This window comes from Comamonas sp. MYb69 (assembly GCF_037479315.1).
Classification (GTDB): Bacteria; Pseudomonadota; Gammaproteobacteria; order Burkholderiales; family Burkholderiaceae_C; genus Comamonas.
The window spans coordinates 113,070-137,151 of record NZ_JBBGZG010000001.1 but is presented as its reverse complement, the minus strand read 5'-3'; the positions used below and the strand labels follow the sequence as shown (position 1 = coordinate 137,151).

General features: G+C 65.1%; 20 protein-coding genes. 6 read left to right on the top strand and 14 right to left on the bottom strand.

Annotated features, from left to right (window positions below; translation table 11 throughout):
- The first annotated feature begins 43 nt into the window (after positions 1–43).
- Complete coding sequence (locus tag WH303_RS00610; RefSeq protein ID WP_339516098.1) at positions 44–757, top strand: phosphatase PAP2 family protein; 714 nt, start codon at positions 44–46, stop codon at positions 755–757.
- Positions 758–769: 12 nt separating this feature from the next.
- Here WH303_RS00610 and WH303_RS00605 read toward each other — a convergent pair whose 3' ends face one another.
- The 6 genes from WH303_RS00605 to WH303_RS00580 all read right to left on the bottom strand — a co-directional run bounded on the left by WH303_RS00605 (position 770) and on the right by WH303_RS00580 (position 9,457).
- Complete coding sequence (locus WH303_RS00605; protein ID WP_339516096.1) at positions 770–1,990, bottom strand: DUF1513 domain-containing protein; 1,221 nt, start codon at positions 1,988–1,990, stop codon at positions 770–772.
- 10 nt (positions 1,991–2,000) lie between these two features.
- A complete protein-coding gene (locus WH303_RS00600) occupies positions 2,001–3,170 on the bottom strand; it encodes an imelysin family protein (RefSeq protein ID WP_339516094.1) in 1,170 nt (389 codons plus the stop codon).
- Positions 3,167–4,726, bottom strand: a complete 1,560-nt coding sequence (locus WH303_RS00595; RefSeq protein WP_339516092.1) for a di-heme oxidoreductase family protein — start codon at positions 4,724–4,726, stop codon at positions 3,167–3,169. The genes WH303_RS00600 and WH303_RS00595 overlap by 4 nt, the downstream gene beginning before the upstream one ends.
- 20 nt (positions 4,727–4,746) lie before the next feature.
- Positions 4,747–5,949: an imelysin family protein gene (locus WH303_RS00590; protein ID WP_339516090.1), complete on the bottom strand. Its 1,203-nt coding sequence runs from the start codon at positions 5,947–5,949 to the stop codon at positions 4,747–4,749.
- A gap of 401 nt (positions 5,950–6,350) precedes the next feature.
- Entirely contained in the window at positions 6,351–7,796 is a 1,446-nt protein-coding gene (pyk, locus tag WH303_RS00585) for a pyruvate kinase (protein WP_021027026.1), read from the bottom strand.
- 218 nt (positions 7,797–8,014) lie between these two features.
- Positions 8,015–9,457, bottom strand: a complete 1,443-nt coding sequence (locus tag WH303_RS00580) for an aminopeptidase P N-terminal domain-containing protein (RefSeq protein ID WP_339516088.1) — start codon at positions 9,455–9,457, stop codon at positions 8,015–8,017.
- A 106-nt stretch (positions 9,458–9,563) separates the two neighbouring features.
- Between WH303_RS00580 and WH303_RS00575 the strand changes: the two genes are divergently transcribed.
- The 3 genes from WH303_RS00575 (at position 9,564) to mnmA (ending at position 13,930) form a co-directional block, all read left to right on the top strand.
- Positions 9,564–10,067 (top strand): NUDIX hydrolase, encoded by a 504-nt coding sequence (locus WH303_RS00575; protein WP_021027024.1) that lies wholly within the window; start codon positions 9,564–9,566, stop codon positions 10,065–10,067.
- Positions 10,068–10,208: 141 nt separating this feature from the next.
- The gene (locus WH303_RS00570) at positions 10,209–12,677 is read left to right on the top strand and encodes a penicillin acylase family protein (protein ID WP_339516085.1); all 2,469 of its coding nucleotides are present in this window, start codon (positions 10,209–10,211) and stop codon (positions 12,675–12,677) included.
- A 125-nt stretch (positions 12,678–12,802) separates the two neighbouring features.
- Complete coding sequence (gene mnmA, locus WH303_RS00565; RefSeq protein ID WP_021027022.1) at positions 12,803–13,930, top strand: tRNA 2-thiouridine(34) synthase MnmA; 1,128 nt, start codon at positions 12,803–12,805, stop codon at positions 13,928–13,930.
- 4 nt (positions 13,931–13,934) lie between these two features.
- On the opposite strand, the gene WH303_RS00560 is transcribed toward mnmA, so the two are convergent.
- The 4 genes from WH303_RS00560 to WH303_RS00545 form a co-directional block, all read right to left on the bottom strand.
- Positions 13,935–15,272, bottom strand: coding sequence for a hypothetical protein (locus tag WH303_RS00560; RefSeq protein ID WP_339516083.1), 1,338 nt, complete (start codon positions 15,270–15,272; stop codon positions 13,935–13,937).
- A 132-nt stretch (positions 15,273–15,404) separates the two neighbouring features.
- The gene (locus WH303_RS00555; protein WP_339516081.1) at positions 15,405–16,919 is read right to left on the bottom strand and encodes a rhomboid family intramembrane serine protease; all 1,515 of its coding nucleotides are present in this window, start codon (positions 16,917–16,919) and stop codon (positions 15,405–15,407) included.
- Positions 16,920–16,967: 48 nt separating this feature from the next.
- The gene (locus WH303_RS00550) at positions 16,968–17,447 is read right to left on the bottom strand and encodes a YbaK/prolyl-tRNA synthetase associated domain-containing protein (protein ID WP_339516079.1); all 480 of its coding nucleotides are present in this window, start codon (positions 17,445–17,447) and stop codon (positions 16,968–16,970) included.
- Positions 17,444–18,226: a transporter substrate-binding domain-containing protein gene (locus tag WH303_RS00545; RefSeq protein WP_339516077.1), complete on the bottom strand. Its 783-nt coding sequence runs from the start codon at positions 18,224–18,226 to the stop codon at positions 17,444–17,446. Before WH303_RS00545 ends, WH303_RS00550 begins: the two co-directional genes overlap by 4 nt.
- Positions 18,227–18,578: 352 nt before the next feature.
- Here WH303_RS00545 and WH303_RS00540 point away from each other — a divergent pair, with 352 nt between their 5' ends.
- Together WH303_RS00540 and WH303_RS00535 are read left to right on the top strand one after the other, a co-directional pair.
- A complete protein-coding gene (locus WH303_RS00540) occupies positions 18,579–19,139 on the top strand; it encodes a TetR/AcrR family transcriptional regulator (protein WP_339516075.1) in 561 nt (186 codons plus the stop codon).
- A 39-nt stretch (positions 19,140–19,178) separates the two neighbouring features.
- Positions 19,179–19,649, top strand: coding sequence for a DUF417 family protein (locus tag WH303_RS00535; protein WP_339516073.1), 471 nt, complete (start codon positions 19,179–19,181; stop codon positions 19,647–19,649).
- A gap of 329 nt (positions 19,650–19,978) precedes the next feature.
- Here the strand turns inward: WH303_RS00535 and WH303_RS00530 are convergent, their stop codons facing one another.
- From WH303_RS00530 to WH303_RS00515, 4 genes are all read right to left on the bottom strand, one after another.
- Positions 19,979–21,286 carry a type II toxin-antitoxin system HipA family toxin gene (locus tag WH303_RS00530; protein WP_339516071.1) on the bottom strand — a complete coding sequence of 436 codons (1,308 nt, stop codon included), beginning with the start codon at positions 21,284–21,286 and terminating at the stop codon, positions 19,979–19,981.
- A gap of 14 nt (positions 21,287–21,300) precedes the next feature.
- Complete coding sequence (locus WH303_RS00525; RefSeq protein ID WP_021027013.1) at positions 21,301–21,627, bottom strand: helix-turn-helix domain-containing protein; 327 nt, start codon at positions 21,625–21,627, stop codon at positions 21,301–21,303.
- Positions 21,628–22,024: 397 nt separating this feature from the next.
- On the bottom strand, positions 22,025–22,618 hold the full coding sequence (ssb, locus tag WH303_RS00520) for a single-stranded DNA-binding protein (protein WP_021027012.1): 594 nt from the start codon (positions 22,616–22,618) through the stop codon (positions 22,025–22,027).
- A gap of 190 nt (positions 22,619–22,808) precedes the next feature.
- Complete coding sequence (locus WH303_RS00515) at positions 22,809–24,008, bottom strand: MFS transporter (RefSeq protein ID WP_339516623.1); 1,200 nt, start codon at positions 24,006–24,008, stop codon at positions 22,809–22,811.
- Positions 24,009–24,082: the final 74 nt, after the last annotated feature.

Here is a 24,082-nt window from a genome sequence, read left to right as displayed (position 1 = left end):
GGACATTAAGAAAGCCTTAAGCCTGCCGCCGCAGCATCGCCAGATGCCTTCCTGCCCCCCTGCCTCGTTCGCCGATACACGCGCACCCTTGTACAACCGCCGCTGGCTGCTGGCCACGGTGCTCAGTTTTGTGCTGATCGCGCTGTGGGATGCCGGGGGCCAGGACCTGGCGCTGGCCCAGCTCTGGGGCACGGCCCAGGGTTTTGCACTGCGCGATGACCATTTTCTGGTCACCTATATGCACCAGGGCATGCGCAACCTCGGCTGGGTGGTCGTGCTGGCCTTGAGCCTGGGGGTCTGGCTGCCCTTTGGCGTGCTGCGCCAGCTGCCCACGGCCCGCAGGGTGCAGCTGCTCGTCAGCATTCTGGCGTCTCTCGCGGTGGTGGCCATCCTCAAGCGCAGCAGCGCCACCAGCTGCCCCTGGGATCTGTCGGTCTTTGGCGGCGTGGCCGAGTATGTATCGCACTGGCGCTGGGGCCTGCATGATGGTGGCGCGGGCCATTGCTTTCCCGCTGGCCATGCGGCAGCGGGCTTTTCCTTTGTCGGCGGCTATTTTGCGCTGGCGCGTGACACACCGCGCGCCGCGCGCTGGTGGCTGGCGGTGGCGCTGGTGATGGGCCTGTTGCTGGGCCTGGGCCAGCAGATGCGCGGCGCCCACTACATGAGCCACACCTTGTGGACCGCCTGGCTGTGCTGGACGGCTGGCTTGGCTATTGACATGGGCATGGCGCGCCGCCGCAGCCAAGCTGCGGATTAAAGGCTTGCTGATTTAGCCGACCAGCCTCCAGTGGTTGTCAAACATCAGCCCGGTCACCGTATCCAGTGCAGTCACCGCCTGGTCGCTGCTGCGGCTGGTCCGTTCGGCCACCCCGTGGCCGCCGCCAGCCCATAGCCGCGCGCCATCGCGGGCCACCGGGCAGACATCACCCTGGGGGCTGCTGCCCAGGTAGCGCGCCTGGGCGTCAAACCAGGCCATGCAGTCGGACTTGGGGCAGCTGACCACAAAACCGCCTTGCGCCAGCGGCGCGCATTCCACACTGCCGCCATAACCGGCCAGCGGTGGCTGGTCCTGCGCCAGCTGCAGGCGCTGGCCATCCCAGACGGCGAAGATGGGCGCGCTGTCGCGCCGTGCATCGTCATGCTCGGCCTGCAGTGCAATGCCCAGGCGCTGGCGCGCGGCATCCCAGGCCAGGTGGCGGATCGACAGGCGCGGGTCGGGCAGCTTCCACTGGCCCAGCAGTCGCCCATCAGCCGGGTGCAGCGCGACCAGGGATGGGTCCATGCTGTCCAGCCATTTCTTGCTGCGGCCGGTCTCGCTTTGCGTGGGGATGCCGCCATTGGCGACGACCAAGGTCCCGGCCGGCAGGCTGCCCAGCGCAGCGGGCAGCACCAGCAGCTCATGCGGGTCCATGCCATGGCTGCGCCATTCGGCCAGTTTCTCCAGGCTCGTGGCATCGCGCAGGCCTATGCAGCCCTGGCTGTCTTCCAGATCGGTTTCGGTGGTGAACAGCATCCCGCTGGCGCCTGCGCCCGCCTGGGCCTGCCAGGCCCGTGCCGTCGCGGCGCCCGCCAGCGCCACATGGCCGTTAAAGCAGCGGTCCTCCTGCATCCAGGCCCATTGCACGGCACCCGTTTGGGGCTGCCAGCGCAGCAGCCAATCCCCGGGCCGGCGCGCGGCAAAGACCAGTTGGCCGCCAGGCAGCGTTTGCACACCATGGCCACGGGTGGGCAGCTCGGTACGCGCTGCAATGCGCCAGGCATGGCCGCCGCCGCTTTGCGGCACGACCTCCAGCACCCCTGCCCAGTCCTGCGCCATCGCGCTGGGGCCATCGCGCCAGACCGCTGCCAGCCGGGTGACGCCCGGCGTGCTGCCCGCGTCCTTGGCAAAAGACAGTTCGGCCAGGCCCAGCGCGCCCATGGCCGATGCACCCAGCCCACGCAGCAGCGCGCGCCGGGGCAGGGATGTGGACAACAGTGCGGTGTCGGTCATGGCTGGTCGCTCAGTCACCATCGCTGTCGCTAAAGCCCAGTGGAATATCGAGCGCCGGCGCCACCTCGGCCTGGTACAGCGCCGTGATGCCCTTGAGCTTGGTAGCGAGCGCCAGAATCTCGCTGTTGGCCTGTGCACCCTCCTTGGCAGGCAGCTTGCCAGGGGCCGGCATCGCGGCATCTACCACGCCAATCGCATCGCGCCAGCGCTGGGCCAGGGCGATATGGCCCTTGCTGAGCAGCAGTGCCTCAATCGAGATCAGGTCCTTGCCAGGCACGGGCGGCTGCTGGCGCTGCGCCGGGGTCAGCAAAGCCTGGGCATGCAGGGCCTGCCACTGGGTCTGCCACTCGCGCCAGTTGTCGGCCATCGCAATGCGGGCAAAGGCGGGCGCCTTGCCGCCGCCGCCCACCACCTTGATCGGCTTTTCCATCTGCGCCCAGCGCAGGCGCTCCAGCCCGCCCAGCCACTGGTTGACCCATTCCTCGATCGCCGCGCCGGTCTCCTTGGCGCCGGGGCTGGCCACATCCTCGGGCTCGCTCTCCGAGCCCTCGACGCTCCAGGTCTTGCTGCGCAGGGGCTCCAGCGCCGCTTGCAGGCTTTGGGCCTCGGCGCTGATCGCTTTGGCCACCTGCACTGCAAACGCACACTCGGGGCTGGCTGGCTGCAGGCCCTGGCTCAGCAGCCAGTCCAGCGCGCCAAAGCCCTTGGCGGGCGTGCCCACCAGCTCCATGTCGGCAGCGCTCTGCGGGCCTTTTTTGACGGCGCGGGTAATCAGCGCCGTGCGGATCGGCGTGAAATCAATCTGCCGCAGCGAGCGGCGCTCCACCAAGGGCCCCACGCTGGGCGTGGACAGCTGCAGCCAGGCGGTATGGCTGCGCTGCCACTGGCCGCGCAGCTCCGCCGCCGCTGTTGTGGCGGCAGCGGCCGGCCCGGCGCAGAAGCTGGCGAGCGCCTGGTCCTGCGCATTGGCGGCCTGGGTAAACGCCGCTGCACGGGCTGGCAGGTGCTGGCCATACAGGCTTTGCAGCGCCTGGGCGGCCGTGTAGTACGGCATGGGGGTGTCGGCAGCCTGCGCCAACGGGGCAGCGCCGCCCATGGCGGCCAGGGCAACCAGAGCGCAAGCCCTGCCCCAGGATTGCGCGGCCTGGACGGGCCCGGTTTTCAAACCAACTTGCGTCATAGCGACTCCACAAACTTGACCAAGGCCTCGCGCTCGGCGGCATCCATGTTCAGCACCTGCTGCTTGGCCTGCTCGGCCTCACCGCCATGCCAGAGGATCGCTTCGAGCACGCCCCGCGCACGGCCATCGTGCAGCAGGCGCTGGTGGCCGTTCACATCCTGGATCAGGCCAATGCCCCACAGCGGCGGCGTGCGCCACTGCTGGCCGTTGGCCAGAAAGTCCGGCCGGCCATCGGCCAGCGCCGGGCCCATGTCATGCAGCAGCAGATCGGTATAGGGCCAGATCTTCTGGCCGGCAATGTTCTTGGCCGTCAGCCGGGGGAAGGGGCCGGGGCCGGTCACATAGCTGGGCTTGTGGCAGACGGCGCACTGCGCCTGGGCAAACAGGCGCTGGCCCAGCTTGACGGCCGAGTCATTGACGTTGCGGCGTGCCGCAGGCGCCAGCGTGGCCTGGTAGAAGATCACATCGTCGAGCGTCTTGTCATCGATCTCGGGCGCATCGGCGCGCGCCTGGGCCGCCGTGCGGCCGGCGCTGGACTTGTCCAGACCGCCGCCATGCGGTGCGGCCAAGCAGTCCTTTTGCGCCGGGGTGCAGTTCTCGTTCGGGAAAATGCGCGAGGTGATGCCCATGTCGCCCGAGAAGGCGTTGGCCGTCTGGTGCGCCACGCTGGGCGAGTTGGCCTTCCAGCCAAAGCGGCCAATCGCCTCGCGCTGGCCATAGGCATCCCAGACGCGGTTGACCTGGCCCTTGATGGGGCCGGCCAGCGCCGCCTGCTCCCGCACATTGGCGAGGATGTCGGCCTCGGCAATCGCCTCGATCAGGCCCACACCCACCACCTGGGGCGCAATGCGCGGGCCCAGCATCACATCCTTGGCCATCGGGCCGTAGCCCAGGTCGGTCAGCTCGTAGCGGGGTTGGATCAATTCGTAGGGCGTGCCATCGGCAAAGCGGCCCTGGATGGGTGAGCCATGGATGCGCACAATGCCCTCGGGCTTGACGCCCTGCACGGCCGCATTGTTGAACTGGTCGCCATAGGTCGGCTCGGGCACCACGCCCGCATGCGGGTCGGCCTTGCCGGGCACCGACAGGCGGATCAGCAGCGCCACCGTGGGGTCGGGATCAGGGCCCAGCGTGCGGTGGAACTCTGGCGGCTCACCGCGCCCATCCATGATGTGGCAACCGCCGCAGCTGCGCGCAATGAAATGCGGGCCCAGGCCATCGCGCGCCCGGGTCGAGGCCGGTGCCTCCACCCAGTTGCGCTTGAAAAAGGAGTTGCCGATGACAAAGCGCGTGCGCTCTTCATCGGCCAGAGAGGCAAAAGGAAACGAGAACGCGTTCTTGCCGGTGGCAAACACCGTGGTGTCGCCGCCGGTCATCTCGCTGGGGTCTTGCGCGGGCGCCGCTTCGGCGGGCTTTGCAGGCGCGCTGGTCTGCGCCACGCTCGCCTCAGGGCGCAGCGCCACCGCCAGGGCGGTGGCCGCGCACAGACCCGCTGCTGCCCATGCCAGCCGCTGCACGCGGCCACCGGGCTTCTTGTCATTCATCTTCACAGACATAGTGCAGCAACGGTCCTTCGTCAGGGCTGGACCAGGGTCAGCTTGGTGATGCCGATGGCATTGGCCGCCTGCACCAGCAGCTTGGACTGCTCGGTGGCGCTGTCCACCGCCGCCTGGATGCGCTTGCGGCCGGGGGCGTCGGCGCCGCCAATGATTTCGCGGTCAAACGGTGCCTGGATGCCTTCGGTCGCCTTGACCGTGCTGTCGATCTGCGCGCTGGTCTTGCCCGACAGCTCGGCATTCTTGGCCGCCACCAGGTCGGCCAGCGAGGCCACCTTCAAGGTCGTGCCATCGCGGCGCTTGTACTGGCCCAGCCAGACGTTCTGGATGCCGGTGGCATTGGCGACCATGTCGCGGTGGGTGTTGTCGGAGAAGCAGGAATGCTCGTCTTCCTGGTCCTGCGAGTTCAGCGGCACTTCCATGCGCTCGCCGGCCAGCTCGCCGCGCGAGAGCGAACCCAGGCCGACGATGATCTTGCGCACCGATTCCACACCGCCCTTGTCGAACTGGGCGCGGTAGTTCTTCTGGCCGGGTGCCCAGGCCTTGCTGACGCCCGCCAGGTCGTCGATCAACAACTCGGTCACCACCTTCAGGTAGAGGCGGCGGCGGTCGGCATGGGCGCGCTTGCCGTCCACATAGTCTTCAAACGAACGGTCACCCGGGCCGGTTTCGGACAGGTCCTGGCCCCAGAGCAGAAACTCGATCGCATGCCAGCCGGTGGCAATGTTTTCCTCGCCACCGCGCTCATTTTGCTTGGCCAGGTTGGCCTTGGTGATCTTGAACTTGGGGTCGTTGATGAAGCCGGCGTTGGGCTTGCCCTCAACATAGTCGACATAGGACTCGTCCATCGGCCAGGCGTTGATCTGGCCTTCGGGGCCGTTTTCATCGTCGATCGGGCCGCCGTAGAAGCGGAAGGCTTCCGTCTGGCCGTAGAACTCACGCGCGTCGATCCAGCTTTTGCGCGCCGCTTCCAGTGTGTCTTTGGAGGGGGCGGCGAGCAAGGAGGCAATGGCCTTTTGCATGTCGCGTGCCGATGCGAGGCTGTCGCTGTAGTTGGCATAGACCAATTCGCTGTAGCCCGTGGCTACCGCACGGGCGTCCAGCTTGCTGGCCTTGGCGGCCGCCGTCTGTGCAAACGCCGGTGCAGACACCCCCGCGACTGCGCCCAAACCCAGGCCCAAGGCCAACCCCAACACCGAACGGCGTACTAGTCGTTGCGACATAGATTCCCTCTTCCAAAAAAACAGGCAGGCACAGCGGCGCTGTGCTGCTCAACAACAAGGGCTTGGCTGGGCTGCTATGTGCGTGCGTGTTGTGAATTCTTATCGCAGCAGCTTGGCTAGGTGATCGAAGGCCAGGCTGGTGAACCACCGGTTTGCCCCTGTCTCCGGGGGGCAAAAAAGCCTGGCTTCGAATAGATTCAGCGCAGTCCTTTGATCCACACGGACGTGCGGGCAGGCTCGCTGAAGCGCCATAGTATCGCCGCAGTCACAAATCCGCACAAAATTGGACGGATCTACAGAGGCTGGCTGCCGTGCGGTGGCGCCGCACAAAAAGGCCAAAAAGCAGGCGCAAAAAAGGGGCGCCAGCCAGCGCCCCTGTGTCTGTCAATAACCGCGCAGGTTTAAATCACGCGGCTGATCTTCATCATATTGGTGCCGCCGGGCGAGCCCATCGGTTCGCCGCAGGTGATCGCATAAATATCGCCGCTTTGCACGATATCGCGGGCCTTCAGGTGCACCTCGGCCTGGGCCAGTGCGGTGTCGCGGTCGGCGCTGGTGTCCATCAGCAAGGGGCGCACATTGCGGTACAGCGCCATCTTGCGCTGGGTGGCCACCTTGGGGGTCAGCGCGTAGATGGGGATCTGGGTGCGGTGGCGGCTCATCCACAACGCAGTCGAGCCGCTGTCCGTCATCGCAACCAGGGCCTTGGCGCCCAGGTGGGTGGCGGTAAACAAGGCGCCCAGCGCAATGCTCTGGTCGATGCGCTGGAAGGTCTTGCCGACAAAGTCGGTGTCCACATCCCAGTCGGCCGAGGCCTCAGCCTGCGCGCAGATATCGACCATCTCCAGCACGGTCTCGAGCGGGAACTTGCCAGCGGCGGTCTCGGCGCTCAGCATCACCGCATCGGTGCCGTCGAGCACCGCATTGGCCACGTCGCTCACCTCGGCGCGGGTGGGCACCGGGTTGGTGATCATGCTCTCCATCATCTGCGTGGCAGTGATGACGACCTTGTCCATCTCGCGCGCCATGCGGATCATCTTCTTTTGCAGCGCCGGCACGGCCGCATGGCCCACTTCGACAGCCAGGTCACCGCGCGCGACCATGATGCCGTCGGACACGCGCAGGATGTCTTCGAGGTGCGGAATGGCTTCGGCACGCTCGATCTTGGCGATCAGGCCCGGGCGGTGGCGGTACTCGGCCGCGGCCACCATGCACAGCTGGCGCGCCATTTCCATGTCGGTGGCGGTCTTGGGAAAGCTGACGGCCACATAGTCGGCCTGGAAGCTCATCGCGGTCTTGATGTCTTCCATGTCCTTGGCCGTGAGCGCCGGCGCGGTGAGGCCGCCGCCCTTTTTGTTGATGCCCTTGTTGTTGGACAGCTCGCCCCCCAACTTGACCGTGGTGTGCACGGCATCACCCCGCACCGCGTCCACCGTCAGCACGATCAGGCCGTCGTTGAGCAGCAGCACATCGCCGGGCTTCACATCGCGCGGCAGCTCCTTGTAGTCCAGGCCCACGCCCTGCAGGTCACCGGGCTCCTGGCGCGAGGCATCGAGCACAAACCGGGCACCGGGCTCGAGCATCACCTTGCCTTCGGCAAACTTGCCGACGCGGATCTTGGGGCCTTGCAGGTCAGCCATGATCGCCACCTCGCGGCCGGCGCGCTGCGCAGCCTCACGCACCATGCGGGCGCGGTCCACATGGTCCTGCGCCTTGCCGTGGCTGAAGTTCAGCCGCACCACGTTGACCCCCGCGCGGATCATCTCTTCGAGCAGCGCCGGCTCGCTGGAGGCCGGCCCCAGCGTGGCAACAATCTTGGTGGCGCGGCGGATCTTGGGCGAAATCATGGGCAGGTCCCCTGTGTCTTTGTCTCAAAAGTGGGGCCGGCTCCGTCACCAGATGCCGACCCGATGTAATTCAGTTCCATTCTGACACGAGAAACGTGCACAGGGAGTTACATCGCGGTTTCATTCGATGTGCGTTTGCACAATTGCGTAGCCCCAAAAAAAACACCTGCGCGGCACGGGGGCCGGGCAGGTGTACTGTCAGGAGGCAGTCGCTGGTATCAGGCCAGATCGGCAGGCCGGGCCGCGCCATCGCGCATCAGCGCCTCGATCTCGTCGGCCTTCACCGGCACACCGCGCGTGAGCAGCTCGCAGCCGTCGTCGGTGATCAGCGCGTCGTCCTCGATGCGGATGCCGATGTTGTGGAAGGCCTCGGGCACGCCGTCGGCCGGGCGCACATAGATGCCCGGCTCGATGGTCGTCAGCATGCCGGGGCGCAGGATGCGGCTGGGGCGGTTGAGGATCAGCTCGCCCGAGAGCGGATCGCGCCGCTCACTGGTGTGGCCAAGCTCGCTGGGCTCGATGTAGCTGCCGCAGTCATGCACATCCATGCCCATCCAATGGCCGGTGCGGTGCATGTAGAACTGGAAGTAGCTGCGGTTGTCGATGACATCCTGCACGCCGCCGACCTTGTTCTTGTCGAGCAGGCCCAGATCGAGCATGCCCTGGGCCAGCACGGCGACGGTGGCGTCATGCATGTCGTTGAAGCGCTTGCCGGGCCGGGCCAGCGCAATGGCCGCATCCTGGCTGGCCAGCACCAGGTCGTACAGATCGCGCTGCGGGCCGGTGAACTTTCCATTGGCCGGGAAGGTGCGGGTGATGTCGCTGGCATAGCCATCGAGCTCGCAACCGGCATCGATCAGCACCAGCTCGCCGCTGCGGATGGGCGCGGCATCGGCGCGGTAGTGCAGCACACAGGCATTGGCACCGGCGGCGACGATCGAGCCATAGGCGGGGTACTGCGAGCCGTACTCGCGGAAGGCCTGCAGCAGCTCGGCATCCAGGTGGTATTCGCGCACATCCTGGCCGGCGCGAATCATGCGGGCCGAGCGCTGCATCGCCAGGATGTGGGCGCGGGCGCTGATGTCCCCTGCGCGGCGCAGGATCGGCACCTCATGCGCATCCTTGAACAAGCGCATCTCGTCGAGCACGGCACACAGATCGCGCTGCTGCTCGGGCACCAGCGCGCCATAGCGGGTGCGGGCGCGCACGCCGTTGAGCCATTGGGCCACCGTGCCCTCGAGCCCCTGGTGGATCGCAAACGGGTACCAGACCACGCTGCGGTTCTCCAGCATCTTGGGCATGCGGGCGGCCTGCTCGGCCACCGAATAGGCTTCGCTCACGCCCAAGGCCGCCACGGCGGCCTCGGGCCCCAGGCGGTAGCCGTCCCAGATCTCGCGCGCCAGGTCCTTAGGCGCGCAGAACAAGGTGGTCTTGCCATCGGCGCTGATCACCAGGCTGGCGTTGGGCTCGGTGAAGCCGGTCAGGTAGTAGAAATAGCTGTCGTGGCGGTACAGAAAGTCGCTGTCGCGGTTGCGCGGGTGCTCGGGCGCGGTGGGGATGATGGCGATCCCGCCCTCGCCCAACTGGCGCGCAACCTGGGCGCGGCGCTCGGCATAGACGGACTGTGCGGGAATGGCTGGGGTGGGGGCGGGTGCTTGCATGCTGCTATCGTACTGCAGAGCTTTACCACTGCGCCTGAGGTTGCATCTGCGTGACAAGCCCTTGAGATCGTTTTTATGATTTAAGAGAGTTGGCACATAATGCCGCATGCCCCACCGCTGGAAACCCAACGTCACCGTGGCCGCCGTCATTGAGCGCGATGGCCGATTTTTGCTGGTAGAGGAAGACACCTCGGACGGCATCCGCCTGAACAATCCGGCAGGCCATCTGGACCCTGGCGAATCCCCTATCCAGGCCTGTGTGCGCGAAGTGCTCGAGGAGACGGCCTTTGACTTCAAGCCCTCGGCCCTGCTGGGCATCTACATGAACCGCTTTGTGCGCAGCAAAAGCGGCGCCGACACCACCTATATGCGTTTTGCCTTTACCGGCACCGTCGGCGCGTTCTACGAAAACCAGCCGCTCGATGAAGGCATACGCCGCACCGTCTGGATGACCGCCGACGAAATGCGCGCCGAGGCCCACCAGATGCGCAGCCCGCTGGTGCTGCAATCGCTGGACGACTACCTAGCCGGCCAGCGCTTTGCGCTGAACCTGATCTACACCGATGTTTCCGTGCTGGTGCAGCCCGATGGGGTGAGACCGCTCGAGTAGGCGCGCACCAACAACAAGCCCATGGCCCAGCACCATGGGCTTTGTTTTTGGCGGCGCGCCGTCTGCGCTTGGCGCTAACGCGATTGCGCGCAGCGGGCAGGCATGGCAAGGTGCATCCACACCATAACGAGGAGACACACCATGCCAGACCGCAACCCCTGTCGTTTTGCCACCCGCCTGGCGCTGCCGCTGGCCGCTGCGCTGCTGGCAGCCGGCTGCAGCTCGCTGGGCACGCCGCCCACCCGCCAGCACAGCGCCAGGATTGCCGGGCTGGAAAAGCCCGCCGAGGTGCTGGTCGACCAGTGGGGCGTGCCGCATATCTACGCGGGCACCACCTATGACGCCTTTGTGGTGCAAGGCTATATGGCCGCGCGCGACCGGCTCTGGCAGATGGACCTGTGGCGCAAGCGCGGTCTGGGCCAGATGGCCCAGGACTTTGGCCCGGCCTGGGTCGAGAGCGACAAGGCGGCGCGCGCGGTGCTGTTCCGTGGCGACATGTACCGCGAATGGCTGGCCTATGGCTCGGACTCCAAGCGCGTGGCCGAGGCCTTTGTGGCCGGGGTGAACGCCTTTGTCGCCCAGACCAAGGCTGACCCGAGCGTGCTGCCCGAAGAGTTCAAGCTGCTGGGCTACCAGCCCGCGCAGTGGGCCGCAGAAGACACGGTGCGCATCCGCCACCATGGCCTGACCCTGAACTTCACTGGCGAGGTGGACCGCGCCCAGGCCTTTTGTGAGGGCAAGCACAACGGCACCCGGGTGGACTGGCTGCGCCGCGAGCTGGTGCCCGATGTGAAGCCGCAAATCCCGCAAGGGCTGGAGGTCTGCGGCCTGCCCGGCAAGGAGCTCAAGCGCGCCTATGCGCTGGCTACCGCCAGCCCGCGCTTTACCAAGGAGAACGTCAAGGTTTCCGTGCAGGACATGGCACCCGAGCAGCTGCTGGCACTGGCCGAATCGACCTTGAACCAGCCCGATGCCAACACCCTGGCCAGCTACGGCAGCAACAACTGGACGATTGCGCCGGGCATGACCACGACCGGCCGCCCGATTCTGGCCAATGACCCGCACCGCGCCCACGGCGCGCCCAGCCTGCGCTATATCTCGCACATCTCGGCTCCCGGCATGGATGTGATCGGCGCTGGCGAGCCCTTCCTGCCCGGCATCTCCATCGGCCACAACGGCCGCATCGCCTTTGGCCTGACGCGTTTCTACATGGACCAGGAAGACCTGTATGTGTACGAAACCAACCCGCACAACAGCAAGGAGTACCAATACCAGGGCCGCTGGGAGCCGATGACCCGCGTCACGGAAAGCATTGCCGTCAAAGGCGCGGCCCAGCCGGTGATCGTCGAGAACTGGTACACCCGCCACGGCCCGGTGCTGGCGGCCGAAGGCAACAAGGCCTATGCGCTGCGCGCCGCCTGGCTAGACCTGGGCATGGCGCCCTATTTCGGCTCGATGGACTACATGCGCGCGCAGGACTTTGACCAGTTCCGCGCCGCAATGAACCGCTGGGGCGCACCGGGCGAGAACCAGGTCTATGCCGACAGCAGCGGCAATATCGGTTGGATTCCCGGCGGGCTCACCCCCATCCGCCCCAACTGGGACGGGCTGATGCCGGTGCCCGGCGATGGCCGCTATGAATGGACGGGCTACCGCCATGGCGATGAGCTGCCCTGGGAGTTCAACCCCCAGCGCGGCTATGTGGTGACCGCCAACGAAAACAATGTGCCGCCCACCCACCCGCTCTACCAAAAGGGCATTGGTTACGAATGGTCCGACTCGGCCCGCGCGCAGCGCCTGCATGGCCTGTTTGAAAAGGCGGCCAAGGAGGGCAAGAAGCTCAGCGTCGCCGACTCCGAAGCCTGGCAGACCGACATCGTCGCCGTACCGGCCCAGCGCCTGCTCAAGCTGCTGGCACCACTGCAAAGCAACGATGCCCAGACCGCCCAGGGCCTGGCGTTGCTGCAGGGCTGGGACGGCACCATGGCCAAGGACAGCGCCGCTGCTGCGCTGTATGAGGTGTGGAGCAATGCCACCCTGAAGAAAGCACTGACCGACCAGGTGCTGGCCGCCAACGAGCGCAGCTTTGCCAAGGAGACCAGTGCCACCCGCATGATCGCGGTGCTGGAGAGCCCGCAGGGCTGGATGAGCGACGCAGAGCGCGACCAGGTACTGCTCTCGTCCATCGCCCCGGCGATGCAGTGGCTGCAAACCAAGCTGGGGGCCGATGCCAAGAGCTGGACCTGGGGCAGCCTGCACCAGGCGATCTTTGTGCACCCGCTCGCCGGCGTGGTGGACAGTGCCACCAAGCAAAAGCTCAATGTCGGCGTGGGCGGCATCGGCGGCTCCTGGGCCACGCCCATGGCCACCAGCTACAACGTCGATACCTACCAGCTGACCTCGGGCGCGTCCTTCCGCATGGTCGTCGACGTGGGCAACTGGGATGCCTCGCGCGTGGTCAACACGCCCGGCCAATCGGGCAACCCGGCCAGCCCGCATTACCGCGACCTGGCCAACACCTGGGCCGCAGGCCAGTACTTTCCGCTGGCCTACTCGCGCAGCGCGGTGGAGAAAGCCAGCCGCGAGCGCATAGCGCTGACGCCGCAATAAGCCCGGCGGGCGGCGCCTGCTGGGGACCTTGGGCGCATATCGGCGCTGTTGGTCGCCGTTGGGCGACAAAACGCCACATAGCCCTAGCGAAGCAGGCGCCTGCCGCCAGGCGGATAATTGCACCCATGGTTAAACAGCGCATCGTAGTGGGGCTGAGTGGCGGCGTGGATTCGGCCGTCACCGCGTATTTGCTCAAAAAACAGGGGCACGAGGTCGTCGGCATCTTCATGAAGAACTGGGAAGATGACGACGACAGCGAGTACTGCTCGTCGAACATCGACTTTGTCGATGCCGCAGCCGTGGCCGACGTGGTGGGCATCGAGATCGAACACGTCAACTTTGCCGCCGACTACAAGGACCGGGTGTTTGCCGAGTTTCTGCGCGAATACCAGGCCGGCCGCACGCCCAACCCCGATGTGCTGTGCAATGCCGAGATCAAGTTCAAGGCCTTTTTGGACCATGCCATGCGCCTGGGTGCCGAAAAGATTGCTACCGGCCACTACGCCCGCGTGCGCCAGAACCCCGATACCCAGCTTTTTGAGCTGCTCAAGGGGCTGGACCCGGCCAAGGACCAGAGCTATTTTCTGCACCGCCTGAACCAGGCCCAGCTGTCCAAGGCGCTGTTTCCGGTCGGTGAGCTGAAAAAGACCGAGGTGCGCCGCATTGCCGAAGAAATCGGCCTGCCCAATGCCAAGAAAAAGGACTCGACCGGTATCTGCTTTATCGGGGAGCGCCCTTTCCGCGATTTTCTCAACCGCTACATCAGCAAGGAACCGGGCCTGATCCTGGACGACCGCAACCGCAAGCTGGGCAAGCATGTGGGCCTGTCTTTCTACACCCTGGGCCAGCGCTCGGGCCTGGGCATTGGCGGCGTGAAGGAAAAAGGCGCAGCGCGTGGCGCGGGCGAGCATGCGCCCTGGTTTGTGGCGCGCAAGGAGCTGGACAAGAACATCCTGCGCGTGGTGCAAGGCCATGACCACCCCTGGCTGCTGTCGCAGGCGCTGGACGCCGACAACACGAGCTGGGTGGCTGGCCACCCGCCCGCCGCCGGCACCTATGGCTCCAAAACCCGCTACCGCCAGCCCGACTCGCCCGCGATCATCGGCGCCGATGCGACGCCCGCGCATTTCCACCTCGATTTTCCCGAGGCGCAATGGGCGGTGACGCCAGGCCAATCGGCCGTGCTGTATGACGGCGAGGTCTGCCTGGGCGGCGGCATCATCGCCAGCGTGGCGCCTTCGGCGGCCGCTTAAATAGTCAAGCAGGTGCGCCAGGCGCCTGCGCTGCCCCCGGCAACTCATCGCGCAAGATCCAGGCGGCTTCTTGCGTGCAGGCATGCGCGGGGTAGCGGATCTTCATGCGCATGAACACGCGCACCGCCTGGTCGGGCTTGTTGGCGCCTTGCTTGAGCACGCGCACCGTCAGCTCCAGCGCCTGGGGCACCAGATCGCTGCCGACATAGCTTTTCTCGAAACCATGCAGCAGGGCCAGCGTATGCGGCAGCTGCATGCGCTTCCAGGCCGTCTGCGCCAGCGCCAAGGTATGGCTGGCCTCGTTCAGCCGGAAGCCCTTGTCGCGCTTGTAGCAACTGCCCCAGACCTCCAGCGCATCGCTGCTGCGCTGCTTTTGCAGCAGCAGCGCGATATAGCTTTGCGCATGGCGCGCCAGCTCATCGGCCTTGTCGCTGAGCTTGAGCACGCGGTGGTAGCGGCGCTGGTCGGCCAGGCTATCGGGCTCGCTGCGCTGCCACTCGCGCGCTTCGGCCAGGGCGGCGTTCATGTCGCCGTTCTGCACCAGCTGGGCCACCTGGGCATCGCGGCGCTGGGCCAGCGCGTTCTGCGGGTCCAGCACCGGCGCGCCCGCTTCGGCCTGCGGCGCCTTGTCCGGCGTGATGCCCAGGTCCGCATGGTTCTGGTACATCACATAGCCGATCATCGCGGCGATCACGCCGTTGAAATAAATCACCACAAAGGCCAGCAGGGGCGCCAGCAACGCCTGGGGCATCACTGTGACTAGCAAGGCAAAGGCCATCGGCACGCCCTGCATCAGCAGGAACAGAAACAGGCACAGCAGGCCATAGGGCAGACCGATGGCGCCCATCGTGCTCAGCAGCAGGAAGGGGTTGATGGCAGCGCGCAGGCTGCCGCTGGTGATCAGCACCATCAAGGTGGCGGGGATCAAGAAAGATGAGAGCAAATCACCCAGTGCGCCCAGTCCCGGGCTGACCCGGGCGAGCATGCCGATCAGAAAGCCATGCACCAGCAGCACGCCGAAGAACTTCCAGGGCAGCACCTTGAGGTCGGCATCGCAGGGGTAATCGTCGTAGTCATTGCTGTCAAGCACGCCGTGCGAGGCATAGGCTGCAATCTTGAACGCATGCCGGCTGATGGCCAGCAGCAGGCCCACTCCGACGAGCAAGCCGATCAGCAGGCCCCACATCAGCATATAGGCGCAGAGCGACAGCACCAGCGCATACAGCAAGGGCTTGCGCTGCAGCGGGAACAGGAAAAAACTGTTGAGCTTGCGCCAGAAAGGCTCGATCACCCATTGGGCGCTGTCAACGTCGTCTTGCTGTGGTGAACGCAGTGGGCCCATGGCCAGCCTTTCTGTCTGCCGCCCTCACTGGCGCAGCTTGGCAGCGATCATAAGGCATGGCTTCACCAAAACTTTACATGGAGCTGACGCACCAGGGTGCTAACCACTGCCGCCTATGCACTCGACCCACGTTCAGGTGCTGGCCTGGCTGAGCCAGCGCGTCACCGGCTCCTGCGGTGCGGCGCGCTGCAGCGCGGGCAGCCAGCGGCGGGCCTCGTCCAGCCGGCCGGCCTTGGCCAGGCCATTGGCTACCAGCGCCAAGGTGGCGGGCCAGTGCGGGTGGTCGGCAGCGCTCTCCAGCTGCTGGCAGATTTTTTGGGCATCGTCCCATGCACCCAGGCGCACAAAGCTGCGCGCCAATGCATGCAGGCTGTTGTCGCTGATGCGCGGGGCGGGCCGGGCGCGGTCCACATAGCTTTGCCAGCTGTGGTGCTGCAGCTGGCGCAGCGCTTCTGTGTTGGCCGGCAGCTTGAAGATGGCGCGGGCCGCGCGGTGAAAATCCTCGCTCGCCGGCGCATGGCGGGCGCTCTCGAACCAGGCGCGCAAGATGGCGGCATCGCTGGGTGCGAGCTTGGCGGCCTGGCGCCAGGCGGGCGCTGCCAGATCAAAGGCCAGCGCATCGGTGTGCTTTTGCGCGCGCTGCACGGCGGCGGCCAGCGCGGCGCTCTGGGCCTGGGCCTGCTGCTTGTCTCGGGCGGCCACCTCGACCACCGACTCCTTGCGCCGCAGCTGCAGGTACAAGGCCATCAGCAGGCCACCGGCCAGCAAGCCGCCAAAGTGCGCCATATAGGCCACGCCCTGCTGCCCCATGAAGTGCTGGGCCAGCTCAAAGCCCATCCATACCGGCAGCACCACCAGCGCGGGCCAGGTGGCGTAGTTGAAGTAGAAGGCCAGCATGTAGAAAAAGCGGATGCGCCGCATGCGGTAGAGCACCACATACATGGCCATCAGGCCGGCAATCGCGCCCGATGCGCCCAGCCCATAGCTGCCGGAGCCCGCATAGAACAGGCCCGCAAACAGTGAGGCGCTGACCCCCGCGACCAGGTAGAAGCACAGGTAGAGCCCCGCGCCCAGTGCCATCTCCAAGGTGAACCCGAACAGAAACAGGAACACCATATTGCCCAGCAGGTGGCCGGTGCTGCCGTGCAAGAAGGTGGAGGTCAGCGCCTGCAGCGGCTGCAGCCCGGCGCCGGCCTCATAGCTCATCGCCCAGCGCGACGTAAAAGGCTTGGGCTCCAGCGGCGCAAAGCGGGCGCGGGCCGCCTGCCAGTCGGCATACAACGGATCGGCTGCGGTGATCACCTCACCGGCCAGCAGCTGGCGGCGAAAACGCCCCTCCTGCTGCATCAGCATGTAGATCTGGCCGTAGTCCTGGTTTTTTTGCAGGCCCTGCACCATGCGCACCATCTGCGGCTGGATGCGGCTGTCCGGCTTGCGGCTTTGTGCGTCGAGGTACTTCACAAAGGCCGGCACCTCGATCGCCGGCAGCGCCGTATGCGCATAGGTTTTGGATGCGCGCTCTGCCGCCCGCTCCTCACCCCCTTGCCAGACCCAGAACACCAGGCAGTTGATCGCAATTAACAGCACCGTCATCCACGGCGGTGACTGCCAGGAGGGCTTGTTTTCCAGAGGGATGGCGATAAACATGGCGACTATTGTGCAGTCGCCATGCCTGCGCGGTGTTGGATTTTTGCCTTAGCCAGCAGGGGCGCAGATGCGGTGCAGCGCCGGCTGTGCAATACGCACATAGTCCTGCGCGTTGAGCACCATCGAGCGGTCCAGCCGGCCGGCATTGAAGGCGATCTCGGCATGGCGCTCCACCAGGTCCGGGTCCACCACCAGCGCCACCTGCGGGCCAGGGCTGAAGGGCGGGATCGCGCCGATCACGCAGCCGGTCCGCTCCGTCGCCTCTTCCGCGCTGGCCATCGTCATCTTGGGCAGGCCGAGCGCGGCAGCCAGCAGGCGAAAGTCCAATTTCTGGTCGCCCGGCAGCACGGCCAGCACCCAGTGCTCGGCATTGCGGGTCTTGCACAGCATGGCCTTGGCACCCTGGCCCGGCGTCGTGCCCCGGATGCGCGCCACCTCGTCGGATTTGCCCTCGGCCGGGTGCTCCAGCACCCGAAAGCGCGCGCCCTCGCCCTCTAACAACTGCTGCAGATCCTCAAACACGCTCATGGCTGCACTCCGGGCGCGACCACCGCGCCTAGCACCTGGTGCTGCGCCAGCGCCTGGGCGACAAAACCGCTGGCCTTGGCCGCTTCCACAAAGGCGGCCAGCCACTGGATGGCGGCCTCGCCCCGGGTCTTGGGCAGGCCCATGGCCTGCTGGATCAGCATGAAATGCCCGGGCAGCAGCCGCAGACCGGCATGGCTGGCCACCGCCGCCTCCAGCTGCACCTTGACGCCTGCGGCCACGTCGCCGCTAGGCTGCAAAAAGACATCGACCACCGCAGGCGATGTGGGCGCGCGCAGGATGCGGGCGTTTTTCAGCGCACGCGTGAGGTAGAGGTCATAGGCGCTGCCCTGGCCAACCACCACCTCGTGCGCGGCGACATCCACCTGCGCGTTGTCGCTCAGCGGCGAATCGCTGCGCACCATGTAGGCGCCTTCGATCAGCACATAGGGGGCCGAAAAACCAATGCCCGCGCCCCGCACCGGGTCCACCGCGAAAAAGCCGACATCGGCCTGGCCCTGGGTGACGGCATCGACCGAGTGGGCGGCCGCCTCAAACAGCTGCAGCTCCAGCGGCAGACCCAGTTGGGCCGCCATGCGCGCGGCCAGATCGACGGAGACGCCTGCGGCCGAGCCATCGGCCCTTTTGTGCGCCAGCACCGGGTTGCCCACATTGATGGCCGCACGCAGGCGGCCGCTGGGCGCGATGTGGGATGCGATCTTGGTGCTATCCGAGGTATTGGCGGTATAGGCGGTATGGGCGGTTTCGGTGCTAGGAGTCATGGCCGCTTTCATGCAAGGTTGAACAAAGGGCATGCCGTCAGCTGCGCGCCCCTCTCCAGGGCGGCACGGCCGCCATCAGGGGTCTGCCGGGTCGGCATTGCGCGCGGCGCGTTCTGCGCCCATGCCGCATTCTCTACCGGCGGCAAAGCCGCAGTGGGCACTGGCCTTTTGCGCCCAAGCCGCTGGCCCGGCGCTGGCTAAACCAGTCAGGCCAGCCAAGCCCGCGCAGCCGGCCCGCATGCCGCCGGTCCTGCCCGCTGCGGGTTTTACGCTTTGAATCATATGGTGACTTGGCAACCTACCTTCTAGTAGGTATAGTCAATATCAACGCCATAACCCAGGTCCATTGACAATGTCTACCCGCGAAAAAATCATCCTGCTCAGCAACCACTTGATCCAGCAGCGTGGCTTCCAGGGCTTCAGCTATGCGGATCTGGAGGCGGGTATTGGCATTCGCAAAGCCAGTATCCACCACCATTTCCCCAGCAAGACAGACCTGGGAATTGCCTACTGTGACTACAAGCGGGCCGATTTCAAAGCCCTGGAGGCCGAGCTGCAAAAGCTGCCCGCCGGCGTGCCGCAACTCCAGGCCTATCTGGATGCGTTTGCCGACTGTGCGGCGCAGGGGCAAATGTGCGGTGTCTACGCGATGCTGTCCGACAGCCACCTGTTTTCGCCCGAACTGCAAACGGCGGTCTACCAGCTGGCACAGACCGAGCAGCAGCTGCTGCAAGACATTCTGGTCGCGGGCCAGCGCAGTGCAGCCCTGCATTTTGCGCAGCCCCCGGCAGAGCTGGCCATGGTGGTCAGCTCTGCGATCAAGGGCGCGCTATTGCTCAACCGCATCCCGCCCCATGGGGCCTATGACCGCGCTGCCAAAGCCATTGTGGACTGGCTGAGCGCCGCCCCATGACATCCGCATCCCAGCCCCTTTTTTAACCAGGAGACCACCATGAAAAATGCCATCCATCGCTTTATTCGCTCCGATGCCGATATCGCTGTGCTGCGAGTCTCGGTGATCTTTATTTTTGCGCTGTTCGGCACCTTCAAATGGTTTGATTTTGAGGTCGCCGAGTTGGAGCCCCTGATCTCGAGCACCTGGCTCAGCTTTCTCTACACGCTCTTCGGTGTGCACGGGGGCAGCTACTTTTTGGGCGTGGTGGAGACCTTGGCATTTCTGGCACTGATAGTCGGCTTCAAAAAGCCCGCTTTTGGCGTCGTCGGCGCCCTGGTCGTCATCGCCACCGGCATCACCACCTTGAGCCTGCTACCCCAACTCTCCACGCTGGACGGTTTCATCGTCAAGGACGTGCTGCTGATTGGCGCCGGCGTTGTGCTGCTCAAGTTCGATCTGCGGCGCCAGCTGAACACGCCAGAAGCGAGCGCAACCGGCAGCGCCGCACCGATGGCAACGGGCCGCTGAGAACCGGCTCAAAGGCGGGGGCCGCCGGGCGTGGCACCAGATGCACCTGGGTATTGTTGCCCAGACGCTGCAGATTCAGGTCATCGCTGTCACGGCCCATGCAGCGGGCAACCCGCCCGAGCAGGTCAGCCAAAACCAGCCGTTCCGTGCCATCGGGGCTGCTGCAATAGCGCCACACCCCATCGCTACGGAGAATGGGCCAAGCAATCCCGCAGCCTTGGCCGAAGCGCCTGGCGCGCCATCAAGCCCACCCACCAAGGAGGCCATGGCAACGGGTGGGCGCGCTTTGGCAACCTCATGATGTACCGAGTCAGGCACACCGCTATCACCTACAAGCCCGCCAATTTCCTGGCGGCACTAAAGCTTGCATGCTCGAACGCAGGCACAAACTCATCGAGCTCTTGCTTTGTCATGCCAACGTCGGGAGACTGTCCTACCATGCGCCACTGCAAAATCACCTCCACCTGCTTGCGCACAATGGCCAACGCCTGTTCACGAGACAAGGCAAACTGCGATGCTTGCCCCATCAACTGCGGCATGCTGGTGATCGGTCCCGTGTCTTCACTCAGCCAGGTCTTGGATTCCCGGTCCTTGTCGGGCATCGGGTTGATGTCGAACGCAGGCGAGAGCTGCCATTTGTTATCGCCCATGTAGAGGAAGCCCATGTTTTGCAGGTGGTCGTCGACGTTGGTGATGAGGTGGTTGAACACCTGACGCCGCCACAGTTCTTGGGCATCCGCGACGTAGTTGGCGCAGGCCCCTTTCATTGCATGGAGAACCTCGGTGTAGGCGTGTTCATCTTGTCGACTCGCCTGCAGCAAGGTGGCTCCCGAGATGTAGGGGATGCGTGCATCGTCAGGGGTGCGGTCAAATCGCCGTATGACCGCCACGGGAGTGCCTTGCACCACTGCGACATGCGCCTTCGATACGGTGATGCCAGCCAAAGCCGCTAGCTTGAGTGCCAGCACCTCCGCACGAGTGACATTGCGCTCGTCTTTGACACTCGGGAACTTGCCCAATGCGAGATATCCCTCTTCGTCCAGGATGCTGCATTTCGGACGCATGCCGCCAAGCGATGTGCCCTTGCCTCGCAGATAGGCCAAATCCTGGGCGGTCTCCTTGCCGAGTTCAACTGCCCGTGAAGAGCTCAGCATCTTTTCGAGTTCGAGCATTGGCGGCGTTGCCCGCCTGCCTTCTGGTGCCGACTCAAGGTAAACGCCACGGGCGTTACGCAAACGCAGTGCCCCCATACGGCTGAAATCATCAACCGCACAAAGGTAGTCGAGCTCGGTCAACGCACCCAGCTTTGGGTCCTCCTCGCGGCGCTTGGCATGTGCCCGAGCAATGACTCGACGGCCCCAAGCATCTGGCTTGGTATCCCCAAGGGCGAGGAAGAAAAGCGAGTCCTCCTTGGTCGCAGGCTTTCGGGTCTGGAAGCCCGGCGCGGCGGAGAGGTCCGCAGAGACGTTAAATGTGTCAGCGTGGTCGAGCCACTCCTGAAAGTAGCCGAACTGCGTGAATACGCGCGGCCCGTTTCGCACAAACACGAGCTTTCCCACGGGGGTGCCCGTTTTTCCAAGACACACATCCAGCTCCGTCTTGGTGTTTGGGACAGCGGCATTTGCTCTAGTCACCATATCGCGGAAAACTTTCAGAAAGCTTTGGGTGTGTCGCGGCGCTTGCTGTGAATCCGAGATGGAAGTTCGGCGTCCATGAGGGCAAGTCCAACCGAATCCGTCTGCGTGTCCATCAGGAGGCTCAGCTTCTCCAAATCGCCAAAGACCTGCAGCGCACTGGCCAGATAAACGAGCGCTGTGCCTGGGTTGCCATCCTCCAGCCGGCGAACGGTGCTCACCGAGACGCCCATACGAGCAGCCAAGTCGGCTTGGGACAGGCCGCGACGCCTGCGTGCGAGCTCAATGTTCTGACCCAAGGCCTTGAGAGCCCGGTCTACAGTTAGGTTAAGAGTCGAAACCATTTAAGCATCCTCATAAGAACACCTAAATTCTACAAGAGCTCTAATTGGAGCCATTGTAGGATGACAGCATAATTTACTCAATAAGCGCTCTCATAAGAATACTTGTAAATGATAAGTATTCTTAAAAGATTGCTATCCGCCGAAAAAGTGCAATAAGCTATCCAAAGAAGCCAATGAAAAGAAGCCGGGGAAGTCCACAATTTCATCCACGCCACGCCTCGCCACGCCACGCCTCGCCTCGCCTCGCCTCGCCTCGCCTCGCCTCGCAGCAAACATTTTGAAGTACCGACTTGTCTTAGAACTCACTCAAGAAGATCTACCCAAAAAGTGTGGGTAAGAAAAAACCCGCTTTCTCAGAAGAGAGCGGGTTTGCTTCAAAAACTACTAGCAGTGCTTTTTAGAACGGAATATCGTCGTCCATGTCGTCAAAGCCCGAGGCAGCGCGTGGGGCTGGCGCGGGCATGGGTGCCGGTGCTGGACGGGGAGGCGGTGCCTGGCGGGGTGCGGCGGCCGGAGCCATCGCCGGTGCGGGGGCCCGGCGCTGGTAGTTGCCAGCGGGTGCACCGCCGCCGCCACCGCCCTGGTCACCGTAGCCGCTGTCGCCATAGCCATAGTCATCGCCACCGCCCTGACCGCCACCGCCGCCCTGGCCTTGGCGGCTGCCCAGCATCTGCATCGAGTCAGCGCGGATTTCTGTCGCATAGCGCTCCTGGCCGGTGGCCTGGTCGGTCCACTTGCGGGTGCGCAGGCTGCCTTCCACATAGACCTGGCTGCCCTTGCGCAGGTACTGGCCGACGATTTCAGCCAAGCGGCCATTGAACACGACGCGGTGCCACTCGGTGGCCTCCTTGTTCTCGCCGCTGTTTTTGTCGCGCCAGCGGTCCGTGGTGGCGATGGTGACATTGGCCACCTGGTCGCCCGAGGGGAAGGTGCGGATTTCAGGGTCACGGCCGAGGTTGCCGACGATGATGACTTTGTTGACGGATGCCATGGTAGAGGTAGTTCCTTTGAAAAATGGGCGCCTACTATGCGTTGGCAGTGTTGCAGGCATTGCAGCCTTCAAAGCGCCCATCACTGTGATTCAGGGGCGTATCCTACCCCAAAGCGGCCGGTCCTTCTCTGCGGGTGGCCGCAGATCCTGCAACAGGGCCTGCCAGGCCTGCCCCATTCCCAGCCAGTGCTTACTTTTGTGCAGCGCCAGCAGCAGCCACGGCGCGGCCCAGCGGCTGCAGCGGCCAGGTCAGCACCAGCCACAGCAGCGCCAGCGCGCTGGTGGCGATGAACAGATCCGTCACGCTGCCCCAGCGGGTCAGCGCCCCACCGAGCGCACCGCCGGCAAACAGGCCCAGTGATTGCAAGGTGTTGTAACTGCCCAGTGCCGCGCCGCGCAGCGATGCCGGCGCCATGCGCGAGACCAGGCTGGGCTGCGTGGCCTCCAACGCATTGAAGCCGCAGAAAAACACAAACAGCAGCACGCCCATCAGCCACAGCGCGGGCGCATGGCCCGAGGTCGCCACCAGGCCCAGGGCCATCTGCACCAGGGCCACCAGCGCGATCGAGCCCAGCAGGGCGCCGCGCAGGTAACCGCGCCGCTCCAGCGCAAACAGCCCACCCATCAGCACAAAGGACAGCAGCACGGCCGGCAGGTAGACCTGCCAGTGCTCGGCCTTGGGCAGGCCTGCGGCCACCAGCATCGCGGGCACCGCCACCCACATCGACATCTGCACCGTGTGCAGCACGAACACACCGGCATTGAGGCGCACCAGGTCGGCATGGCGAAACACCTCGCGCAGGCCGCCGCGCGCGCCGCCCCGGTGCAGCAAAGGCTCGGGAGGCACAACCCACAGCACCACGGCAATACCGCCCAGCGCCAGGCCGCAGGTCATCAAAAACAGGCCGCTCAGGCCGATATGCACCACCAGCAGCGGGCTGAGCACCAGCGCCAGCGCAAACATCAGGCCGATGCTGGCGCCCACCAGGGCCATGGCCTTGGTGCGCACTTCGTCACGGGTCTGGTCGGCCAAGAGCGCCGTGACGGCCGCAGACACGGCGCCGGCGCCTTGTAACGCCCGGCCCAGCAGCAGGGTATGCAGGTTGCCCGCCATGCCGGCGATCAGGCTGCCGGCGGCAAATACCAAGAGGCCCAGCACAATGACCTTTTTGCGCCCGAAGCGGTCAGACGCCATGCCCAGCGGCAGCTGGCAGAGGGCCTGGGTCAGGCCATAGACGCCCATCGCCAGCCCGACCAGGGCCGGGTCATCACCGCCCGGGTATTTGTGGGCCTCCAGCGCAAACACCGGCAGCACCAGAAACAGGCCCAGCATGCGCAATGCAAAGATCAGCGCCAGGCTGAAACTGGCGCGCCGCTCGGCCGGCTGCATGGCCGTGGAAGAAGAAACAGAAGTGAGAGACAAGGGCGATACGCAGGCAAACAAGGGACGGATGGCGACGATCG